A 19,934-nucleotide genomic window follows, 5' to 3' on the forward strand; every position below is an offset into this window, starting at 1 on the left:
ATGCCAGTCGCGCGAAAGCCCCGGCCGTTCAAGTGGCCGGGGCCTTCACCGTCGTACGGCGGATTACGCGAGCAGCGCCGGGATCGTGGCCTCGTGGGCCTCGCGCAGCTCGGTGAGCGTGAGCTCGAACTCGCCCTGGACCTCGATCACTGCATTCGAATCGGACACAGTGCCGTCGACGACGCCGATGCGGGTGGCGGGCAGGCCGCGGGCGCCGCACATGTCGTTGAAGCGGACCTCCTCGGAGCGCGGCACGGCGACGATCGCGCGGCCGGCCGACTCGGAGAGGAGGAAGGTGAACGCGTCCAGGCCGTCCGGTACGACCAGACGCGCGCCCTTGCCGCCCAGCAGCGCGGACTCCACGACCGCCTGGATCAGGCCGCCGTCGGACAGGTCGTGCGCGGAGTCGATCATGCCGTCGCGGGAGGCGGAGATCAGGATCTCGGCCAGCAGGCGCTCACGCTCCAGGTCGACCTTCGGGGGCAGGCCGCCGAGGTGGTCGTGGACCACCTGCGACCAGGCCGAGCCGCCGAACTCCTCACGGGTGTCGCCGAGGAGGTACAGCAGCTGGCCCTCCTCCTGGAAGGCCACCGGCGTACGGCGGGACACGTCGTCGATCACTCCGAGGACGGCCACGACCGGCGTCGGGTGGATCGCCGCCTCGCCCGTCTGGTTGTAGAGCGAGACGTTGCCGCCGGTCACCGGCGTCCCGAGCTGCTGGCAGCCGTCCGCCAGACCGCGTACGGCCTCCACGAACTGCCACATGACCGCCGGGTCCTCGGGCGAGCCGAAGTTCAGGCAGTCGGAGACGGCGAGCGGCTTCGCGCCCGTGGTGGCGACGTTGCGGTACGCCTCCGCCAGCGCCAGCTGGGCGCCCGTGTACGGGTCGAGCTTGGCGTAGCGGCCGTTGCCGTCGGTGGCGATGGCGACGCCGAGGCCGGTCTCCTCGTCGATGCGGATCATGCCGGAGTCCTCGGGCATGGCGAGGACGGTGTTGCCCTGCACGAAGTGGTCGTACTGCTGGGTGATCCACTTCTTGGACGCCTGGTTCGGGGACGCCACCAGCTTCAGGACCTGGTCCTTCAGCTCCTCGGACGTCTGCGGGCGCGGCAGCTTGCCGGCGTCGTCCGCCTGGAGTTCGTCCTGCCAGGACGGACGGGCGTACGGGCGCTCGTAGACCGGGCCCTCGTGCGCGACCGTACGCGGGTCCACGTCGACGATCTTGCCGCCGTGCCAGTAGATCTCCAGGCGGTCGCCGTCGGTCACCTCACCGATGACGGTGGCGATGACGTCCCACTTCTCGCAGATCTCCAGGAAGCGGTCGACCTTCTCCGGCTCGACGACGGCGCACATGCGCTCCTGCGACTCGCTCATGAGGATTTCCTCGGGCGAGAGCGTCGAGTCGCGCAGGGGGACGTCGTCCAGGGTCACGCGCATGCCGCCGGAGCCGTTGGAGGCGAGCTCGCTCGTCGCACAGGACAGGCCGGCCGCGCCGAGGTCCTGGATGCCGACGACCAGCTTCTCGGCGAAGGCCTCCAGGGTGCACTCGATGAGCAGCTTCTCCTGGAAGGGGTCGCCGACCTGGACCGCGGGGCGCTTGGACGGCTTGGCGTCGTCGAAGGTCTCCGAGGCGAGGATCGACGCGCCGCCGATGCCGTCGCCGCCCGTGCGGGCGCCGTACAGGATGACCTTGTTGCCCGTGCCCGAGGCCTTGGCCAGGTGGATGTCCTCGTGCCGCATCACGCCGATGCAGCCCGCGTTGACCAGCGGGTTGCCCTGGTAACAGGCGTCGAAGACGACCTCGCCGCCGATGTTGGGCAGGCCCAGGCAGTTGCCGTAGCCGCCGATGCCCGCGACCACGCCCGGCAGGACGCGCTTGGTGTCGGGGTGGTCGGCGGCGCCGAAGCGCAGCGGGTCGACGACCGCGACCGGACGGGCGCCCATGGCGATGATGTCGCGGACGATGCCGCCGACGCCGGTGGCCGCGCCCTGGTAGGGCTCGACGTAGGAGGGGTGGTTGTGCGACTCCACCTTGAAGGTGACGGCGTAGCCCTGGCCGACGTCCACGACACCGGCGTTCTCGCCGATGCCGACGAGCAGGGCGTCGTTCTCGGGGGCCTTCTCGCCGAACTGGCGGAGGTGGACCTTGGAGGACTTGTACGAGCAGTGCTCGGACCACATCACGGAGTACATGGCGAGCTCGGCGCCGGTCGGGCGGCGGCCCAGGATCTCCACGATCCGCTCGTACTCGTCCTTCTTCAGGCCGAGTTCGGCCCAGGGCAGCTCGACGTCGGGGGTCGCGGCCGCGTGCTCGACCGTGTCCAGAGGCGTCCTGCTCATGCGGTGACCAGCTTCTTGAGGATCGAGGTGAAGAAGGGGAGGCCGTCGGTGCGACCGGTGCCGATCAGTGGCTCGGTGGCGTGCTCGGGGTGCGGCATGAGGCCTACGACGTTGCCGGCCTCGTTGGTGATGCCGGCGATGTCGCGGAGCGAGCCGTTGGGGTTGCCGTATCCATCAGCGGCTTCGCCGCGGACCAGGTAGCGGAAGGCGACCCGGCCCTCCGCCTCCAGCTTGTCGAGCGTGTACTCGTCGGCGACGTACCGGCCGTCCATGTTCTTCAGCGGGATGCGGATCTCCTGGCCGGCGGTGTAGTCGCTGGTCCAGGCGGTCTCCGTGTTCTCCACCCGCAGCTTCTGGTCGCGGCAGATGAAGTGGAGGTGGTCGTTGCCGAGCATCGCACCCGGGAGAAGGTGGGCCTCGGTGAGGAGCTGGAAGCCGTTGCAGATGCCGAGGACCGGCAGTCCGGCCTTCGCCTGCTCGATGACGGTCTCCATCACCGGCGAGAAGCGGGAGATGGCGCCGGCCCGCAGATAGTCGCCGTAGGAGAAACCGCCGGGCAGGACGACCGCGTCGACCTGCTTGAGATCCTTGTCCTTGTGCCAGAGGGCGACCGGTTCGGCGCCCGCGAGGCGGATCGCGCGCTGGGTGTCCCGGTCGTCGAGGCTGCCAGGGAAAGTGACGACGCCAATACGAGCGGTCACTTCGCGGCCTCCGCGACTACGTCATCGGACTCGACCTTGACAGTGAAGTCCTCGATCACGGTGTTGGCGAGGAAGGATTCGGCAAGATCGTGAATGCGGGCGAGCGCGGCCTCGTCGACCGGCCCGTCCACTTCCAGTTCGAATCGCTTTCCCTGACGTACGTCGGAGACGCCTTCGAAACCCAGCCGCGGCAGTGCGCGCTGCACCGCCTGGCCCTGGGGGTCGAGGATCTCCGGCTTGAGCATGACGTCGACTACGACGCGTGCCACTGGCACTCCCGGTGTGTGGTGCTGAGCAGGTTCCTTCAGACTACCCGCCCAAAATTTCTACGCGGGTAGCCTCGTAGGAAGCTACGTGACGACCATCACGGTCCCGCATCGACGGGGGCCTTCGTGAAAAGTTCTGGGAAAGTTCCGCGCCCCCTGCCGGATCCCGTATTGCACTGAGGACACGCGGACAGATTTAGCCGGGCTTCCCCTTGCAATGCCCGGCACTGTACAAATGAATTGGCGACAGCCGATACTTTTCCCGATAACAGCCGAACAGCCGGCATCCGGCGAACATCTCGGCACGTCATGCGCATCATGTGCGCATGACGGAGCAGATGACCGCCGAGGTGCCGCACGAAGGGACCGATATTCGTGGCGCAGCGTGTCGTAGTCACTCTCTTTGACGACATCGACGGCTCGGAAGCGGCGGAAACGATCGCCTTCGGACTCGACGGCAAGTCCTATGAGATCGACCTGAACCAAGCCAATGCCAAGAAACTGCGCAAGGCGCTCGCGCCGTACGTGCAGGCCGGCCGGAAGCGGTCGAACTCGGGCAAGGCGTACCGGCAGACGGAGGTCGCCCCGCACCCCGCGGCCGTCCGGGCCTGGGCGCAGGCCAACAAGATGGACGTACCGGCGCGCGGCCGCATCCCCAAGAAGGTCTACGAGGCGTTCAGCGCGGCCCAGTGAGGGACGCCTGTCAGGGGACGGACCCAAGGCGCTCGGAGCCGGCCCCAGGGTCCGTCAGCGGGCCCTGGGAGCAAGCGACTTGCGCACCCCCCCTGCTGATCAGCTAATGTCTGGGGCACGCCGAGGGGCGAGGCCGAAAGGCCGAGGCCCACGGAGTCCATGCGGGTGTAGTTTAGTAGCAGAACAACCCCCTTCCAGGGGGAAGGCGCAGTGTGCGATTCCTGTCACCCGCTCTGCACCACCGGTCCCGACCGCTCATGTGGATCAGGTAAGCTGGTGCTCGCACCGATCGGTGAAAGCCGGTCGGAGGCATTGCGGACGTAGCTCAGTTGGTAGAGCGCAACCTTGCCAAGGTTGAGGTCGCGAGTTCGAGCCTCGTCGTCCGCTCGGGAAAAAGACCCCGGTCCACTGGACCGGGGTCTTTTCGTAGATCCTTCCGTTCCGCTGCCCTCGCTCTGACATTTGTCATGCCGAGCGATGACATCGCGCACTGCTGCCGCGCCCCGGCCGCCGGGACGCTGAAGCCATGGACACGAGCGAACACGTGATAGAAGTCACCGACCTGCGGCGGGTGTACGAGGACGGATTCGAGGCGGTGCGCGGCGTCACGTTCCACGTGGACCGCGGAGAGATCTTCGCCCTGCTGGGCACCAACGGCGCCGGCAAGACCTCGACGGTCGAACTGCTGGAGGGCCTGGCACCACCGGACGGTGGACACGTGCGCGTCCTCGGGCACGACCCCTGTGCCGAGCGTGCCGCCGTACGGCCGCGCACCGGCGTGATGCTGCAGGAGGGCGGCTTCCCGTCCGAGCTGACCGTCGGCGAGACCGCGCGGATGTGGGCGGGGTGCGTGAGCGGAGCCCGCCCGGTCCGGGAGGCGCTGGCGCTGGTCGGTCTGGAGCGGCGGACGGACGTACGGGTCAAGCAGCTGTCCGGGGGAGAGCGGCGCCGCCTGGACCTGGCGCTCGCGCTGCTCGGCGAGCCCGAGGTGCTGTTCCTGGACGAGCCGACGACCGGACTGGACGCCGAAGGGCGCCGGGACACCTGGGAGTTGGTGCGGGCGCTGCGCGACGGCGGGACGACCGTGCTGCTGACCACGCACTACCTGGAGGAGGCCGAAGGGCTCGCCGACCGGCTCGCCATCCTGCACGAGGGGCGGGTCGCCGCCGCCGGCACCCCGACCGAGGTGACGGCCGCCCAGCCGTCCCGGATCTCCTTCGAACTGCCCACCGGGTACTTCCCGGGGGACCTGCCGCCGCTCGCCGGACTGGGGGTGGTCGAGCACGAGACGGACGGCCGCCTCGTACGGCTGCGCACCCGTGAGCTCCAGCGGACGGCCACGGAACTGCTGCTGTGGGCCCGGCGGGCCGGCGTCGAGCTGCGCGGGCTCGATGTGCGGTCGGCCTCGCTGGAGGAGGCGTTCCTCGGGATCGCGCGGGACGCCTCCGCGCCGCGGACGAAGGAGTACGCCGCATGAGCGCCACGGTGACCACCCCCGCGGGCCGGATGGCCGCGCTCGCGCGCGCCGAGCTGACCCTGCTGGGACGCAGCAAGGGCGCCCTGGTGACGGCCGTGTTCGTGCCGCTGGTGCTGCCGCTCAGCGTGCGGTCGGCGGCCGGGCAGATGAACCTGGAGGACACCGGGCTGACCGTCGGGCTGGTCATCCTGCCCGCCGCGATCGGCTTCTCGCTGCTGTTCGCGGTGTACTCCACGCTCGTCGGGGCGTTCGTCGCCCGGCGCGAGCAGCTGGTGCTCAAGCGGCTGCGCGCGGGCGAGCTGCGGGACGCCGAGATCCTCGCCGGGGCCGCGCTGCCGGCCGCCGCCATCGGCCTCGCCCAGTGCCTGCTGCTGGCCGGCACCTGCGGCGCGGTGCTGGATGTGCCCGCCCCGCGCGCGGCCCACCTCGCCGTGGCCGGGCTCGTTGCGGGGCTCGTGCTGTGCGTGGTGCTCGCGGCGGTCACCGCGGGCTTCACCCGGACCACCGAGAGCGCGCAGGTCACCTCCATCCCGCTGATCATGGTCTCGACGATGGGCTCCGGGCTGGTCGTACCGGTGGAGCTGCTGCCCGACCGACTGGCCGCCGTGTGCGAGCTGCTGCCTCTGACCCCGGTGATCACACTGGTGCGGGGCGGCTGGACCGGCGACCTGAGCGCCGCCGACGCGCTGCGTGCGACGGCCGTCGCCCTGGCCTGGCTGGGACTCGGGGTGTTTGCTGTACGGCGGTGGTTCCGGTGGGAGCCGCGACGCTGAAAGGTGGGGGAAGATGCGCGGGCCCGTGGGCTGGTGGCGCGGCAAGAGCACGCCGGAGAAGGTCGAGACGTACACGCGGTGGTCGTTCCACTTCTTCGCGGTGATCGAGGTGGCCGCCTTCGGCCTCTCGTCCCTCCGGCAAGCGGGTCCAGAGCTGGGTGCCTGGCTGCTGCTCATGGTGTGCGGACACGCCGTGATCTGTGCGGTCACCGCGGCACGGGCGCTGGACTGGACGCGCGGCCGCCGCGCACAGCCCGTGCGGTTGCTGTGGACGCTGGCCGGCGTCACGACGGTGATCGCCACCGCCGCGATCGCGATCGCGGAGCGCGGGCCGAGGAGCGACGACGCCGTCACCGCGGCGGGTGCGGTCTTCGGGGGCGTGCTCTGCTTCAGCGCCGGCTTCATCGCGCTCGGCGTGCGCGACCGGCGGCGCGTGGTGGCGATCGTGATGGGCTTCGCGGTCGGCGCCGGTCTCTACACCTTTCCGCTCGGCGTCCCCGGCATCGTCGCGCTGACCACGATGGCCGCCGTGCTGGTCGGCGCAGGCTTCCTCGCCTTCACTTCCGTCTTCTCCGTCTGGCTGCTCAACGCCGTCTACGAACTCGACGAGGCCCGGGAGGCCCGCGCCCGGCTCGCCGTCGCCGAGGAGCGGTTGCGGTTCGGGCGGGATCTGCATGACGTGATGGGGCGCAACCTCGCGGTGATCGCGTTGAAGGCCGAGCTGGCCGTGCAGCTGGGCCGGCGCGGGCGGCCCGAGGCGGTGGAGCAGATGATCGAGGTGCAGCGGCTCGCCCAGGAGTCGCAGCGCGAGGTGCGCGCGGTCGTCCGCGGCTACCGCGAAGTCGACCTCGCCGCCGAACTCGCCGGTGCCCGGGGCGTACTGGCGGCGGCCGGCATCGACTGCGCGGTCACCGGCTCGCCCGCCGGCCTGCCCGCCCCGGTGCAGTCTGCGCTCGGCTGGGTCGTCCGCGAGGCCACGACGAACGTGCTCCGGCACGGCGACGCCCGGCGGTGCACCGTGTCCCTGCGCGTCGCCGACGGCCGGGTGGAGCTGTCCGTCGAGAACGACGGGGTGCGGGAGGCCTCCGTCGGCGACCGGCCGGGCTCGGGACTCGCCGGGCTGCGCGAGCGGCTGTCGGAGCTCGACGGCACGCTGCGCGCCGGACCCGCGGGCCGCGACCGGTTCCGGCTGACCGCCGAGGTGCCTCTGCCGGCCGCCGCCGAACCCGTGTCCGCCCGTCCGATGAGTGAGGTCACCGCATGACGACGTCCCCGGCGCCGGTCCGGCTGCTGCTGGCCGACGACGAGCACCTGATCCGCGGTGCGCTCGCCGCGCTGCTCTCGCTGGAGGACGACCTGCTGGTCGTCGCCGAGGCGGCGAGCGGACCGGAGGCACTGGCCATGGCGCGGGCGCACGAACCCGACGTGGCCGTGCTGGATCTGCAGATGCCGGGCGCGGACGGTGTGAAGGTCGCCACATCCCTGCGGGCCGAACTGCCCGGCTGCCAGGTACTGATCGTGACCGGTCACGGGCGCCCCGGTCACCTGAAGCGGGCGCTCACGGCGGGGGTGCGCGGGTTCGTCCCGAAGACCGTCAGCGCCCAGCGCCTCGCCGAGATCATCCGTACCGTGCACGCCGGAAACCGCTACGTCGACCCGGAGTTGGCCGCCGACGCGATCTCCGCCGGGGACTCGCCACTGACCGTGCGGGAGGCCGAGGTGCTGGAGTTCGCCGCCGACGGGGCACCGGTCGCGGAGATCGCCGAGCGGGCCGCGCTGTCGCCGGGGACCGTACGGAACTATCTGTCGTCGGCCGTGACCAAGCTGGGGGCGGAGAACCGGCATGCGGCAGTGCGTCTCGCACGCGAGCGGGGTTGGGTATAGTTGGCTTCGCGCCACGGCGCAACGCGGACGTAGCTCAGTTGGTAGAGCGCAACCTTGCCAAGGTTGAGGTCGCGAGTTCGAGCCTCGTCGTCCGCTCCAGCAAGAAGCCCCCCGGCCTTCCGCCGGGGGGCTTCTTCGCGTCCTACGACCAGCTCGTGCCCGTCAGCCGCTCGTACGCCTCCGTGTACTTCTCCCGGGTCGCCGCCACGATCCGCTCGGGCAGCGGCGGCGGGGGCTGCTCGCTCGTGCGGTCCCAGCCGGACTCGGCGGAGGTCAGCCAGTCCCGGACGAACTGCTTGTCGTACGACGGCTGCGCGCGGCCCGGCTGCCACTGGTCGGCCGGCCAGAAGCGGGAGGAGTCCGGGGTGAGGACCTCGTCGGCGAGGACCAGCGTCTCCCCGTCGAAGCCGAACTCGAACTTGGTGTCGGCGAGGATGATCCCCCGGTCGCGGGCGATGTCCCGGGCGCGGCCGTAGACGGCGAGGGTGACCTGGCGCAGCTGGGCGGCGGTCTCCGCGCCGACCTGGCGGGCGACCTCCTCGTAGGAGACGTTCTCGTCGTGCTCGCCGACCTCCGCCTTGGTGGCCGGGGTGAAGATCGGGCCGGGCAGCTCGGAGCCGTCGACCAGGCCCTCGGGCAGGGCGAGGCCGCAGACCGTGCGGGACTCGTCGTACTCGGCCAGGCCCGAGCCGGTGAGGTAGCCGCGGGCCACGCACTCCACCGGGACCATCCGCAGGGACTTGCAGACCAGGGTGCGGCCCGCCCAGTCGGCGGGGGCGCCCTCCGGCACGTCGGTGCTCAGGACATGGTTCGGGACCAGGTCGGCGAGTCGGTCGAACCACCACAGGGACAGCTGCGTGAGGATGCGGCCCTTGTCGGGGATCTCGGTGGGCAGCACCCAGTCGTAGGCGGACAGGCGGTCGCTGGCGACCATCACGAGGTCGCCCGCCTCGTTCCGGTACAGGTCGCGCACCTTGCCGGTGTGCAGATGCACCAGACCCGGAACCTGGATCGGTTCGGGCTTTTCGACGAATCCGGACACGGTTCCTCCCCGTGGTTCTGTCCAATGCCTCGATTCTCCCGTATGGGGCAGAAGGCGAGGACAGCGGGTCAGTCGCGTTTGCAGATGCGGTCGAGGAGGTTGGCGGTGGCGCGCTGGACACGGGCGTCGACGTGGCCGGGGCGGTCCAGGGCCGGGGACCAGGCGAAGGTGCCGGAGGCGAAGACCAGGGCGCCGGAGGGGGCTCGGTACAGGGACGTCTCCTGGTGGCGCATGGCCCCCTCGCTGTCGGTGTACGGGGAGTGCGCGAGCAGGATGCGGTCCTGGTGCTCGGGCAGCGGGGTGCGCGGGAAGTAACGGTCCGCCTCGCCCGCGACCAGGCCCGCGATCTCCTCGCCCTCCTCCGCCCCGGTCGCCTCCCACAGCCAGTGGTCGGCGTTGCGGACGATCAGCGGGTGCGGCTCGGGGACGCGGCCGGCGTACTGGATGCCGACGAGTTGCTGCTCGGGGCGGTCGATCTCCCGCCACAGCACCGGCCGGCCGGGACCCTTGCGCTTGCGGCAGGTCAGCAGGCGGTCGGGGACGCCGGACGGGGAGGGGCCCAGCTCCACCTGCCAGTACATGGTGTTGGCGGACAGGAACACCAGCGACGTGCCGTGCTCGCGGGCGAGCTCGACGGTGCGGCGCATGCTGACCGACCAGTACTCGTCGTGGCCGGGGAAGACCAGGCCGCGGTAGCGGGTGGGGTCGACGCGCCCGGCGTGCAGGTCGCGGGCGTCGGCGTAGGCGAGGTCGTAGCCGTAGCGCTCGGCCCAGCGGACGAAGTCGTAGGCGTGGCCGACGTGCAGGGGCAGGCCCGCGCCCGCGTACGGCCGGTCGAAGGAGACCGTGGTGGCGGCGTCGGCCTCGCCGAGCAGGCGGCCGTTCTCGTCCCAGGCGTGGTAGAGGCTGGCGCCGGTGTGGCCGTCCTCCGGGTAGAGGTTGTAGGCCTGCCAGGTGACGTCGGGCAGGAGCAGGAGCAGGTCCGCCGGGTGGTTGTCGCGGACGGTGAACGGGATGTGGGAACGGTAACCGTCGGCGGTGGTCAGGACGGCGACGTACGCGCCGATGCTCCAGTACGACGGGACCTGCAGCCGCCAGGACAGCCACCAGTGGTGGCAGGAGACCGTGCGGTCGGCGGTCAGCGGCGGGGGCTGGACGATACCGGACAGGCGCGGGCTGGTGGTGATCTTGGCAGCGCCGTCGCCGCCGTAGTGGCCGATGCGGTAGACGTCGACGCCGAACTGCTGGGGCGGGTCGACCGTGATGTGGAAGTCGATCGCCTCGCCGGGTGCCACGGCGCCGGTGGAGGCGAAGCCCTTGATCTGCCGATGGACGTCGTCGGCCGAGCGGGGGCTGCCGTCGGAGGCGCGGGGGGCGGGGACGCGGGGAGTGCCGGGCGGGGTCTGCGGAGGCGGGTCGACGTACCAGGGGACCACGTGGCCGGTGTCGTCGAAGTACGTCTCGCTGCCGCGCAGCCAGGGGACGGGGCCCTGGCCGAAGGGGTCCGTCACGGCGTGCGCGAGCGCTCCCGACTCCCAGCGGCGGATCTGCTCCGATCCCATGGCCGTTCCCCTCCCTTGCCGTGCCCCCGTGATCTGTCGTGCGGCGGTGCGGGTCTGTCGGTGGCTGTCGTATGTCGGACGCGTTTGCCACGCGTGTCGGCGGTCCCAGCACATCACATTACGCACGCATGCTGTCACTATTCGTTGTGAATTGGCCGAAAGTGGAAGCGGGGGATCCGGTAACGCGGTGGTGGGCTCGGCATCGACGCAGGTCAGACCAGTCGTACCGGTTTTTCCGGACGTATGCCCGAGTCGATCAGCCAGGTCCGCAACGGTGCCGGATCGCCGTTTTCGACCAGGGCGAGGACCTTGGTGCCGAGGTCGGCGGCTCTCTCGCCGTTGATCAGGAGGGCGGGACCGTCGAGCCAGTCGAGGCCCGGGATGGCGCCCGCGGTGTCCATCGCGGCGCAGCACACCATCGCGGTGACGTGGTCGGCGAGCAGTTCCCGGCCGGTGCGGGGCGGTTCGAGCGGGAAGAGGGGCAGCGAGCCTTCGTCCCATTCGGGTGTGGCGGGGAGCCGGTCGGTGTCCGACGCCGGCGCCGGGCGCACCGGCGGGGCGGCGGCCTCCTCGCGGGCCAGTTCGGCGCTGAGGCCCGCCACGAGGGCGGCGCCGCGCTCGACGCCGAGGCCGGCTTCTTCGTCCGGTGCGGCGGGGGCGGTCGCCGGAGAGGCCAGGGCGGACGGGGCGGGGCCGGCGCCGTCGTCGACTGAGGGTTCCCCCTGCTCGGAGAGCTTGGGGGAGGGCGATGCGGGTGACGGAGCGGACAGGTGCTCCAGGACCCGGGCCAGGGTCGGTCCGTGCGGATCGGCGGCGGGCCCGGCGGACTGGCGGACGCCCAGGGTGTCCAGAACGCGGTGGAGACGGGCGGCGTCGGTACGCCACTTCCGGTCGACGACCTCGTCCGGATACTCCCGCCAGTCCACCGGGGACCAGCCGGGGCCGCGCTCGGCCGGGCCGCCGTGGAAGAGCCGTGCGGCCAGCAGCGAGGCGGCCTCGTCGACGACGCCGGGCTCCTCGAGCAGGTCGCAGGCGGGGCGCTCGCCGAGCCGGGAGGCGAAGCCCTCGGCCAGGCGGTCGCGGCGGGACAGCTCGGTGAGCGCCGCGACGACACCCGCGTCCAGCCGGGAGGGCCAGCGGCCCATGCGCCAGGCGGGGAGCGCGACCCGGGTCAGCAGCCGGTCCCAGCCCGCGTACGCCAGGCCCACCTGCTCCTGGGCGACGATCCTGAGCCCGTAGTCCACAGCCTGTGCACGCTCGGCGGCCGCGGCCGCCACGCCGCGCTCCATCTCGGCCGCGTGCTCCCGGCAGCCGCGCAGCAGCAGCCGGGCCGTCCAGCCGAGGCCGGCGCACACCGAGCGGGACAGGGGGCAGCGGCCGGACGTGGAGGCGACGGCCACCGCCGCGTCCAGACCACGGACGAAACGACGGGCCGCGGCTATGTCCGGCTGCGCCGAGGGTCCCGTACCGGCGACGACCGGGGCGAGCACGGCCCGCAGCTCACCGACGCGCATCCACCACAGGAACGGTGAGCCGATGACGAGGACGGGCGCCGCCGTACGGCGCGGACGGGCCGGGGCCGGGCCGCGCAGGGCATCCGGCTCGTCGGGGTCCTCCCGTGGGGGAGGGCCGTGCGCCGGGTGCGTACGGTCCTCCAGCCAGCTGTCGCAGTCCGGGGTGAGCGCTATGGCGGACGGGGCGGGCACGTCCAGACGATCGGCGAGGTCGCGCACCAGGCGGTACAGGTCCGGGGCCGACTCCTCCGGTATCGGAACGGTGGGGGTCATGGCGGGGCGGGCACGGGCAACGACCAGTCCGATACCGGCGGCCAGGAGCAGGACGACGACCGCGACGGCGCTCACCACCCAGCGGGCGAGGTCCCAGCCCCGGCCCAGGAGATGACCGGCGGAGCCGCCGGCGAGCAGGATCACGGCGAGGGCGGCGGGCAGCAGGGCGACGGCCAGCGCCCGGCTGCGGACACGCAGCACGGCGAGGGCCCGGGAGCGCGCGGTCCGCGCACCGACCTCCATCACACCCATACCGGTCACGACCGGACGTCACCCCCTCCCGACTGTCCTGGTGTTGCTCACTCCCCCACTGTGGCACCCGCCACTGACATCGCAATGCCGATGGGCCAAGTGCCGGACCGCCTGCGCCGCACCCTAGTTGGGGCTCCGGCCCACGTCAGCCGGATGGCCCATTGGTCACTCGATGGAATGGCTTTGGTCAAAGCAGACCGACACACGGCAACGGATCAGGACCCGGATCGGGTCCGGGGCCTGCACGGAGCCTCTGCGGAGGGAGCGGGGGTGCGGGGAGAGGGGGCCGCCGGGCTCTCGGGCCGGGCCCGGGGAGGCCGGGGCACGTGCGCCGCGCCGCCGGGCACAGGCGCCCCGCCGCCAGGAGCGGACACCGCCCCGTCGAGAAGCCGCGTCGACCCGGCACGCGGCAGGTGCCGCGTTACGCCTTCGCCGCCGCGCTCGCCGCGATGTCCGAGCGGTGCTGGGAGCCTTCGAGACGGATGCGGGAGACGGCGGTGTACGCACGGTCGCGGGCCTCGGTGAGGTCCTTGCCGGTCGCCGTGACGGACAGCACACGGCCGCCCGCGCTCAGGACGGTGTCGCCGTCACGCCGGGTGCCGGCGTGCAGTACGTACGCGTGCGGGGCGTCCTGCGCGGCGACCTCCCCCAGACCAGTGATCGGGTCGCCGGTGCGCGGGGTGCCGGGATAGTTCTGCGAGGCGACGACCACGGTGACGGCCGCATCGTCGCTCCACCGCAGCGACTCGAGGTGGGCGAGGTTGCCGGTGGCCGCGGCCATCAGGACACCGGCCAGCGGGGTCTGGAGGCGGGCGAGGACCACCTGGGTCTCGGGGTCGCCGAAGCGGGCGTTGAACTCGATCACGCGGACGCCCCGGCCGGTGATCGCGAGCCCGGCGTAGAGCAGACCGGAGAACGGGGTCCCCCGGCGCCGCATCTCGTCGACCGTGGGCTGCAGCACCGTCCGCAGAACCTCGTCCACGAGCTTGGGGTCGGCCCAGGGCAGCGGGGAGTACGCGCCCATGCCGCCGGTGTTCGGACCCTCGTCGTTGTCGAGCGCCCGCTTGAAGTCCTGGGCCGGCTGGAGCGGCACGACGGTCTCGCCGTCGGTGACGGCGAAGAGGGAGACCTCGGGACCGTCGAGGTACTCCTCGATCACCACACGCTCACAAGCCTCCGCGTGTGCCCTGGCCGCGTCCGCGTCACCGGTGACGACGACGCCCTTGCCGGCGGCGAGCCCGTCGTCCTTGACGACGTACGGCGCGCCGAAGGCGTCGAGGGCCGCGGCGACCTCCTCCGCCGTCGTACAGACGTACGACCGAGCCGTGGGCACACCGGCCGCGGCCATCACGTCCTTGGCGAAGGCCTTGGAGCCCTCCAGCCGCGCGGCCTCCTTGGAGGGGCCGAACACCGGGATGCCCGCCTCGCGCACGGCGTCGGCGACCCCGGCGACCAGCGGCGCCTCGGGGCCGACGACCACGAGGTCGGCACCCAGCTCCGCGGCCAGCGCGGACACGGCCGCGCCGTCGAGGGCGTCGACCTGGTGCAGCTTGGCGACCTCGGCGATGCCGGCGTTGCCGGGCCCGCAGTGCAGCGCGGTGACGGCGGGGTCGAGGGACAGGGAACGGCACAGGGCGTGCTCGCGGGCGCCGCTGCCGATGACGAGGACCTTCACGAGGTCAGCCTAACGGCAGCGGCCCGAGGTGCTTTGTGCGGGTTGCCGAGGGGGTGGGAGCAACGCACTTGTACGTTCCTCCGAGACGGGCGGGAACGGCGGTGGCCGCGGCGCCGCTACTCGGTCGTGTACTCCTCCACCACTGTCGCGCCCAGCTCCCGCACGATCAGTTCGTGACCGGAGAGAGCCGACTCGTCGAGGTCCGGGTCGTCGTCCTCGGGGATGTCGTCCTCGGGGGCGACGGGAGCCGGCTCGAAGGCGGAGGGCCGTGGCGGCGGGGCCGCGGCGGGCGTGGGAACGGCTGCGGCCGACGGCGGGGACGGGGTGGACGCGGGCGCCGAGGCCGTGGGCTGAGGAGCCGGCGTACGCGGCGCGGCCGTACCACCGCCACCACCGCCGCTGCCGTATCCGCCACCGAAGCCGCCGGAGCCTCCGCCGTATCCACCGGCCGCCGGAGATGCGGAGCCGCCGCCCGTCGGGTCGACGATCGCCTCGATCTTCCACTGCACGTGGAACTGCTCGGCCAGCGCCTGGCGCAGCACGTCCTCGCTGCCGCTGCTCGCGAAGTTGTCGCGGGCGCCGGCGTTGACGAAGCCGAGCTGGAGGGTGGTGCCGTCGAAGCTCGTCACCTGGGCGTTCTGGCTGAGCAGGATCCAGGTGAAGCGGCGGCGGTTCTTCACGGCTTCGAGGATGTTGGGCCACAGCGACCGCGGGTCGAGCCCGCCGGCCGCGGGGGCCGGGGACGCGGGCGAGCCGGGCGGGGCTGCCGGAGCGGCAGACCGCGCGGGGGCCGGGGCGGCCGGAGCCGGCCCGCCGCCGGGCGCCGCCGCGGTGGGCCAGCCGCCGGGCCGTCGTCCACTGCCCGCGGCGGCCGCGGTGGGCCAGGCACCCGGCGCGGCGGCGGCAGGCGCCCCCGTGGGAGCCGCGGCCGGCGCGGAGGCGCCACCGGGGTCCGCCGCGCCGCCATGCGGCGGAACGGCGGCCGCAGGGGGCGCGGGAGCCGCCGCCCCGGCGGGACCGGGCCCGCCCGGTGCTCCCGGGGTCCGTACGGCAGCTCGCGCGGCCGCGGCCCCGCCGCCCGGCGGCACCACCGGAGCCGCCGGAACAGGCGCAGCCGCCGGAACAGGCGCAGCCGCGCCACCACCGCTCATCGGGCCGCCCACCGGGCCGCCATGGGCCTCCGGCCCCGGCGCGTACCCCATCGCAGGCGCCCCGGCCCCCGTGGAAAAGCTCACACCCCGCTCGAGCCGGTCGAGGCGGGCCATCACCGACCGCTCGTCGCCGTAAGCCGCGGGCAGCAGCACGCGGGCACAGATCAGCTCGAGCTGGAGGCGGGGCGAGGTGGCGCCGCGCATCTCGGTCAGCCCCTCGTTGACGAGGTCGGCCGCGCGGCTCAGCTCGGCGGCGCCGAAGGACCGGGCCTGGGCCTGCATCCGCTCGACGACATCGGCGGGGGCGTCGATGAGCCCCTTCTCGGCGGCGTCCGGAACGGCGGCCAGGATCACCAGGTCCCGCAGCCGCTCCAGCAGGTCGGCGACGAACCGGCGAGGGTCGTTGCCGCCCTCGATGACGCGGTCGACGACCTCGAAGGCGCCGGAGCCGTCCCCGGAGGCGAAGGCCTCGACGACGGAGTCGAGCAGCGAGCCGTCGGTGTACCCGAGGAGCGAGGTGGCCATGGCATAGGTCACGCCCTCCTCCCTCGCGCCGGCGAGCAGCTGGTCCATGACGGACATGGAGTCACGCACGGACCCGGCACCGGCCCGCACGACCAGCGGAAGGACTCCCTCCTCGACCGGGATGTCCTCCTTCTGGCACACCTCACCGAGGTAGTCGCGCAGGGTCCCCGGCGGGACCAGCCGGAAGGGATAGTGATGGGTCCGCGACCGGATGGTCCCGATGACCTTCTCGGGCTCGGTGGTCGCGAAGATGAACTTCAGGTGCTCCGGTGGCTCCTCGACCACCTTGAGCAGCGCGTTGAAACCGGCCGACGTGACCATGTGGGCCTCGTCGATGATGTAGATCTTGTACCGGCTGCGCGCCGGCCCGAAGAAGGCCTTCTCCCGCAGGTCACGGGCATCGTCCACACCGCCGTGCGAAGCAGCGTCGATCTCGATGACATCAATGGAACCCGGCCCGTTCCTGGCCAGGTCACGGCAGGAATCGCACTCACCGCAGGGCGTGGGAGCCGGCCCCTTCTCGCAGTTCAGGCACCGGGCGAGGATGCGCGCGCTGGTCGTCTTGCCGCACCCGCGCGGGCCGCTGAACAGGTACGCGTGATTGACCCGGTTGTTCCGCAGCGCCTGCTGCAGCGGGTCGGTGACATGCTCCTGCCCGATGACCTCGGCGAACGACTCCGGGCGATAGCGGCGGTACAGCGCGAGAGACGACACGCCTACGAGGTTATAGGCGCCCACTGACAACCGGCCCGCCCACGGACGCGAGCCCTCTTGGAACGCAAGCGCCCCCCACGCACCCGCCAGAGCCAACCTACCCTTGCTGCCTTCCGGCCCTGGGGGAGTTCAGTCAGATAGCGCCGCGTGAGGGGCTGCGAGAAGCCTACCCGATGCCGGCGGCGGGGAACGAGTTCGCGAGCACTCCTCTCGGTCATGTAATGTTTCCGGCGGAGGATTCGCCTAGAGGCCTAGGGCGCACGCTTGGAAAGCGTGTTGGGGGCAACCCCTCACGAGTTCGAATCTCGTATCCTCCGCAGTCGCCCAGCAGGGCAGACGCAAGGCCCCGACCGTTCGCCGGTCGGGGCCTTCGTCGTACTCCGTCTCAGTTTCCGTCTCAGTCGGCTTCCGGCGGCTCCCAGAGCGCACCTCCGACTTGCTGCGCGACCTTCCGGAGCATCGGCCCGGTCACGTGCATGTACCGAGCCCGCATCCGCGCCGCTCCCCCAGGCTCCCAACCCATGATCGCGTCGACCACGACATCCGGGACGTCAAGGATCAGGAGCACGGTCGCGGCGGTATGACGTGCGTCATGCAGACGGCCGTCCCGTACGCCCGCGTCCCGAAGCAGCCGCTTCCAGACGTGATAGTCGGTGTTCGGGCTCAGCGGCCCGCCGGTCGGTGAGGCGAAGACGTACCCCTTGCCCTCCCAGTCGGTGCCGGCCTCCACCCGCTCCTTCTCCTGCTCCTCCTGGTGCTGGCGCAACAGCTTGATCAGCGGATCGGGCAGACCGACCGTGCGCCGCCCGGCACGCGACTTGGTGCTCTTATGCTCGCGGCGGATCTGCTCGCGCTTGGGGCAGTACCCGGCCTTCCGGCCGCACGGATCGTCACCACAGCCGTGCGCGTACTTGGGCCGCAGCCGGTTCTTGCGGATACGGACGTACCCCGCCTCCAAGTCGACGTCTTCCCAGTGCAGCCCGAGCGCTTCCCCCTGCCGAAGACCCAGCGCCAGGGCGACAACCCAACGAGCGCTGTTGCGGAGCTTGGCCGCCTCCACGAGCAGGCTCTGAACCTCTTCGATCGTGTACGGCTCGATGTCCTCTTCTTCGAGCCGCGGAGCTTTGGCGATCTCAGCCGCATTGGTCGGGACGTGCCCGCGCCGCACGGCTTCCCCGAGGGCAGTCCGGACAGTGCGGTGAACGTGGTGGGCGGTGCCGGCGGAACCCCCGGACTCCTGCATCTTCCGGTAGAAGCGCTCCAGATGCTCGGGCTCCAGACGGTCGAGCTTGTGGGCGCCCAGGCCGGGCACGAGGTGCACGCGGACGTCGACCTCGTACCCGGCGTACGTGTTCTCGGAGACGTACGGCTTGGCGATGTTCTCGACCCAGTGCTCAAGCCAGCTCTGCAGGGTCCAGCTCTGCCCAGGCTTCCGGAGTTTCTTGGCGTCCCGCGCCCGTTCTATCTCGCGAACAGCTCTGGTGACCTCTGCCTTGGTCTTCCGCTCGATGTGGCGGCGGTCGGGCTTGCCATCATCACGGACGCCGACCGTCACCCTGCCGTGCCATTTCCCGTCCTTGCCGAGGTAGATCGACGAGGCGCCGTTGGGCTGGCGGGTGCGCTTCCTCTCTGCCATGCCGTCCCCCTCAGGCCGCATCGGCGGGACGGTGACGCAGTTTGGCCACGTAGGCGGGCACAGCGTCGACAGGAACCCGGCGCAGCCTTCCGACCATCACCGACTCAATCTCTCCGGCCAGGACGAGCCGGAAGCACGTCGTACGCCCGATGCGGAGCCGCCGGGCCGCCTCCTCGACGGTCAGCAGAATCAGCGTGGGGTCAACGTCTTGAGATCCGTTCACTGCCATGTCCCTTCGTCGTCGAGGTCGTGGAGGGCTTCGTGGGCGATTTCGCGGTTTTGCTGGATGTCCCGGCGGATGTTGGCGGCGAGCCAGGATTCGCCGGGGGTGTGGCCGTGGCCGGCGTAGGCCCAGTGGGCGAGGGTGAGTGTGGTCGCTTCCTCGTCGTCGGGGTCGGGCAGGCCGAGGGCGGCGCGTTGCTGGTCGGCGCGGTAGTCGGCGCGGGTCTGGCGGAGGGCGCCGAGGGTGGTGGAGTAGCGGCGGGACTTGGTGGAGAAGTGGCCGCGGAAGCCGAGCATGTGGGCCCAGTCGCGGAGCTTGCGGTCCGGGTAGAGCGGGTGCAGGTCGAGGCACGCCTCGATGAGCCGCCGGGGGTGGTCGGGCACGCCGAGGAGGTCTCGGCGATCCGGTCGAGGGCCGAGGCGGCTTCCCCGGCGGCGCGAGCCAGGGCGCGCAGGGCGTCGGCCGTGCCCGGACGGGCGATCAGCGCGAGGTCGACGAACTCTCCCCCGATGCGCAGGCTGACGAAGCCTTCGTCCTCGGGCGTGGGGTCGAACACGGTCACCCGGGCGGTGGTGTCCGGCTCCAGGTGGGCAGAGGTGGTGAGCGTCCTCACGTGGCGGTCACCTCCCGGCGCGGACGAGGCCGGCGGCGGGGACGGTGCGGCCGGTGCCATGGCAGGCCGGGCAGGCGACGCGGACGGTGGCGCGGGTGCCGTCGTGGTGGCGGGTGCCTGTGGTGATGGCGACGGTGGCGAAGCCGTCGCAGTCGCGGCAGATCCGCGCGGTCGGGGCGTGCTGGGGCATCATGGGTTTGCCTTTCGGGTCCGTTGGATCTGGAAGGTGGGAAGGCGCCCGGAGCGGCGGATGTTTGGCGACGGATGCCGCTCCGGGGGCCGTTCAGCGGTGGTTGTGCATGTCCTTCACGAGCAGGCGCAGGACGCTGGCGACCAGGGCGACGGAGACGCCGGTGATGGCGACGGCCAGGAGCATGGAGACCAGGACCGCGCCGACGACGAGGACGACGGCGCCGCCGCCGGCCGCGAGGGCGAGCGCGCTGCCCGGTGTGAGCTGGACAGTGGGCCGGTTCGAGGCCGGAACCACCGGAGCCGGGGCCGAGGCGGGGACCGGGGCCGGCGTGGTCGTGGCCGGGGCGTCGGTCGCGGGTGCCGGGGCCGGGACGGCGGGGGCGGTGTCCGGGGGCGGGTACTTCGGAACGAACACGGGTTCTTCCTCC

The 19,934-nt window shown here is 72.0% G+C and carries 17 protein-coding genes, 4 tRNA genes, 1 other RNA gene and 1 pseudogene; 9 read left to right on the forward strand and 14 right to left on the reverse strand.

Annotated elements, in window-relative coordinates:
• Positions 1 to 63: 63 nt before the first annotated feature.
• The 3 genes from purL to purS are packed head-to-tail and all read right to left on the reverse strand — an operon-like array spanning position 64 to position 3,310.
• The gene (purL, locus tag ACX25U_RS16945; RefSeq protein WP_454392990.1) at positions 64 to 2,340 is read right to left on the reverse strand and encodes a phosphoribosylformylglycinamidine synthase subunit PurL; all 2,277 of its coding nucleotides are present in this window, start codon (positions 2,338 to 2,340) and stop codon (positions 64 to 66) included.
• Entirely contained in the window at positions 2,337 to 3,041 is a 705-nt protein-coding gene (purQ, locus tag ACX25U_RS16950; RefSeq protein ID WP_454392992.1) for a phosphoribosylformylglycinamidine synthase subunit PurQ, read from the reverse strand. Before purQ ends, purL begins: the two co-directional genes overlap by 4 nt.
• A complete protein-coding gene (gene purS, locus ACX25U_RS16955; protein ID WP_454392994.1) occupies positions 3,038 to 3,310 on the reverse strand; it encodes a phosphoribosylformylglycinamidine synthase subunit PurS in 273 nt (90 codons plus the stop codon). Before purS ends, purQ begins: the two co-directional genes overlap by 4 nt.
• 372 nt (positions 3,311 to 3,682) lie before the next feature.
• Between purS and ACX25U_RS16960 the strand changes: the two genes are divergently transcribed.
• From ACX25U_RS16960 to ACX25U_RS16995, 8 genes are all read left to right on the forward strand, one after another.
• On the forward strand, positions 3,683 to 4,000 hold the full coding sequence (locus ACX25U_RS16960) for a histone-like nucleoid-structuring protein Lsr2 (protein WP_454392996.1): 318 nt from the start codon (positions 3,683 to 3,685) through the stop codon (positions 3,998 to 4,000).
• Between the two features lie 161 nt (positions 4,001 to 4,161).
• A tRNA-Gly gene (locus ACX25U_RS16965) sits at positions 4,162 to 4,233 on the forward strand.
• Positions 4,234 to 4,314: 81 nt separating this feature from the next.
• Positions 4,315 to 4,387: transfer RNA gene (locus tag ACX25U_RS16970), tRNA-Gly, on the forward strand.
• Between the two features lie 139 nt (positions 4,388 to 4,526).
• A complete protein-coding gene (locus ACX25U_RS16975) occupies positions 4,527 to 5,477 on the forward strand; it encodes an ABC transporter ATP-binding protein (protein WP_454392998.1) in 951 nt (316 codons plus the stop codon).
• Positions 5,474 to 6,250, forward strand: a complete 777-nt coding sequence (locus ACX25U_RS16980; protein ID WP_454393000.1) for an ABC transporter permease — start codon at positions 5,474 to 5,476, stop codon at positions 6,248 to 6,250. Before ACX25U_RS16975 ends, ACX25U_RS16980 begins: the two co-directional genes overlap by 4 nt.
• 13 nt (positions 6,251 to 6,263) lie before the next feature.
• Complete coding sequence (locus tag ACX25U_RS16985; protein WP_454393002.1) at positions 6,264 to 7,514, forward strand: sensor histidine kinase; 1,251 nt, start codon at positions 6,264 to 6,266, stop codon at positions 7,512 to 7,514.
• Positions 7,511 to 8,134, forward strand: a complete 624-nt coding sequence (locus tag ACX25U_RS16990; protein ID WP_454393003.1) for a response regulator — start codon at positions 7,511 to 7,513, stop codon at positions 8,132 to 8,134. The genes ACX25U_RS16985 and ACX25U_RS16990 overlap by 4 nt, the downstream gene beginning before the upstream one ends.
• Positions 8,135 to 8,157: 23 nt before the next feature.
• A tRNA-Gly gene (locus ACX25U_RS16995) sits at positions 8,158 to 8,233 on the forward strand.
• Between the two features lie 43 nt (positions 8,234 to 8,276).
• On the opposite strand, the gene ACX25U_RS17000 is transcribed toward ACX25U_RS16995, so the two are convergent.
• From ACX25U_RS17000 to ffs, 6 genes are all read right to left on the reverse strand, one after another.
• On the reverse strand, positions 8,277 to 9,176 hold the full coding sequence (locus tag ACX25U_RS17000) for a phosphoribosylaminoimidazolesuccinocarboxamide synthase (protein WP_454393005.1): 900 nt from the start codon (positions 9,174 to 9,176) through the stop codon (positions 8,277 to 8,279).
• Between the two features lie 68 nt (positions 9,177 to 9,244).
• Entirely contained in the window at positions 9,245 to 10,738 is a 1,494-nt protein-coding gene (locus ACX25U_RS17005; RefSeq protein WP_454393007.1) for a N,N-dimethylformamidase beta subunit family domain-containing protein, read from the reverse strand.
• A 212-nt stretch (positions 10,739 to 10,950) separates the two neighbouring features.
• Entirely contained in the window at positions 10,951 to 12,777 is a 1,827-nt protein-coding gene (locus tag ACX25U_RS17010) for a hypothetical protein (protein ID WP_454394324.1), read from the reverse strand.
• A 421-nt stretch (positions 12,778 to 13,198) separates the two neighbouring features.
• On the reverse strand, positions 13,199 to 14,452 hold the full coding sequence (gene purD, locus ACX25U_RS17015) for a phosphoribosylamine--glycine ligase (protein ID WP_454393009.1): 1,254 nt from the start codon (positions 14,450 to 14,452) through the stop codon (positions 13,199 to 13,201).
• Positions 14,453 to 14,568: 116 nt separating this feature from the next.
• Complete coding sequence (locus tag ACX25U_RS17020) at positions 14,569 to 16,842, reverse strand: DNA polymerase III subunit gamma and tau (protein WP_454393011.1); 2,274 nt, start codon at positions 16,840 to 16,842, stop codon at positions 14,569 to 14,571.
• A 61-nt stretch (positions 16,843 to 16,903) separates the two neighbouring features.
• Positions 16,904 to 17,002: signal recognition particle sRNA small type (ffs, locus tag ACX25U_RS17025), an RNA gene on the reverse strand.
• Between the two features lie 72 nt (positions 17,003 to 17,074).
• On the opposite strand from ffs, the gene ACX25U_RS17030 reads away from it, so the two are divergent.
• Positions 17,075 to 17,159 (forward strand) — tRNA-Ser (locus tag ACX25U_RS17030).
• Positions 17,160 to 17,239: 80 nt separating this feature from the next.
• Here the strand turns inward: ACX25U_RS17030 and ACX25U_RS17035 are convergent.
• The 5 genes and pseudogenes from ACX25U_RS17035 to ACX25U_RS17055 form a co-directional block, all read right to left on the reverse strand.
• Complete coding sequence (locus ACX25U_RS17035; protein ID WP_454393012.1) at positions 17,240 to 18,478, reverse strand: tyrosine-type recombinase/integrase; 1,239 nt, start codon at positions 18,476 to 18,478, stop codon at positions 17,240 to 17,242.
• A gap of 10 nt (positions 18,479 to 18,488) precedes the next feature.
• Complete coding sequence (locus tag ACX25U_RS17040; protein WP_454393014.1) at positions 18,489 to 18,701, reverse strand: excisionase family DNA-binding protein; 213 nt, start codon at positions 18,699 to 18,701, stop codon at positions 18,489 to 18,491.
• Positions 18,698 to 19,093, reverse strand: a pseudogene (locus ACX25U_RS17045) (replication initiator); the annotation flags it as partial. The pseudogene ACX25U_RS17045 and the gene ACX25U_RS17040, both read right to left, overlap by 4 nt.
• Positions 19,094 to 19,321: 228 nt before the next feature.
• Positions 19,322 to 19,504 (reverse strand): hypothetical protein, encoded by a 183-nt coding sequence (locus ACX25U_RS17050; RefSeq protein WP_454394326.1) that lies wholly within the window; start codon positions 19,502 to 19,504, stop codon positions 19,322 to 19,324.
• Between the two features lie 93 nt (positions 19,505 to 19,597).
• A complete protein-coding gene (locus ACX25U_RS17055; protein WP_454393016.1) occupies positions 19,598 to 19,921 on the reverse strand; it encodes a SpdD protein in 324 nt (107 codons plus the stop codon).
• Positions 19,922 to 19,934 lie beyond the last annotated feature (13 nt).

Source organism: Streptomyces sp. JNUCC 63 (assembly GCF_054366325.1).

What these genes read in the sequence shown, in the direction of transcription:
- purL (WP_454392990.1), bottom strand. Translation starts at nt 2,340, where the DNA reads ATGAGCAGGACGCCTCTGGACACGGTCGAGCACGCGGCCGCGACCCCC.
- ACX25U_RS16980 (WP_454393000.1), top strand. Translation starts at nt 5,474, where the DNA reads ATGAGCGCCACGGTGACCACCCCCGCGGGCCGGATGGCCGCGCTCGCG.
- ACX25U_RS16990 (WP_454393003.1), top strand. Translation starts at nt 7,511, where the DNA reads ATGACGACGTCCCCGGCGCCGGTCCGGCTGCTGCTGGCCGACGACGAG.
- ACX25U_RS17005 (WP_454393007.1), bottom strand. Translation starts at nt 10,738, where the DNA reads ATGGGATCGGAGCAGATCCGCCGCTGGGAGTCGGGAGCGCTCGCGCAC.
- ACX25U_RS16985 (WP_454393002.1), top strand. Translation starts at nt 6,264, where the DNA reads ATGCGCGGGCCCGTGGGCTGGTGGCGCGGCAAGAGCACGCCGGAGAAG.
- ACX25U_RS17035 (WP_454393012.1), bottom strand. Translation starts at nt 18,478, where the DNA reads ATGGCAGAGAGGAAGCGCACCCGCCAGCCCAACGGCGCCTCGTCGATC.
- ACX25U_RS16975 (WP_454392998.1), top strand. Translation starts at nt 4,527, where the DNA reads ATGGACACGAGCGAACACGTGATAGAAGTCACCGACCTGCGGCGGGTG.
- ACX25U_RS17010 (WP_454394324.1), bottom strand. Translation starts at nt 12,777, where the DNA reads ATGGGTGTGATGGAGGTCGGTGCGCGGACCGCGCGCTCCCGGGCCCTC.
- ACX25U_RS17050 (WP_454394326.1), bottom strand. Translation starts at nt 19,504, where the DNA reads ATGCCCCAGCACGCCCCGACCGCGCGGATCTGCCGCGACTGCGACGGC.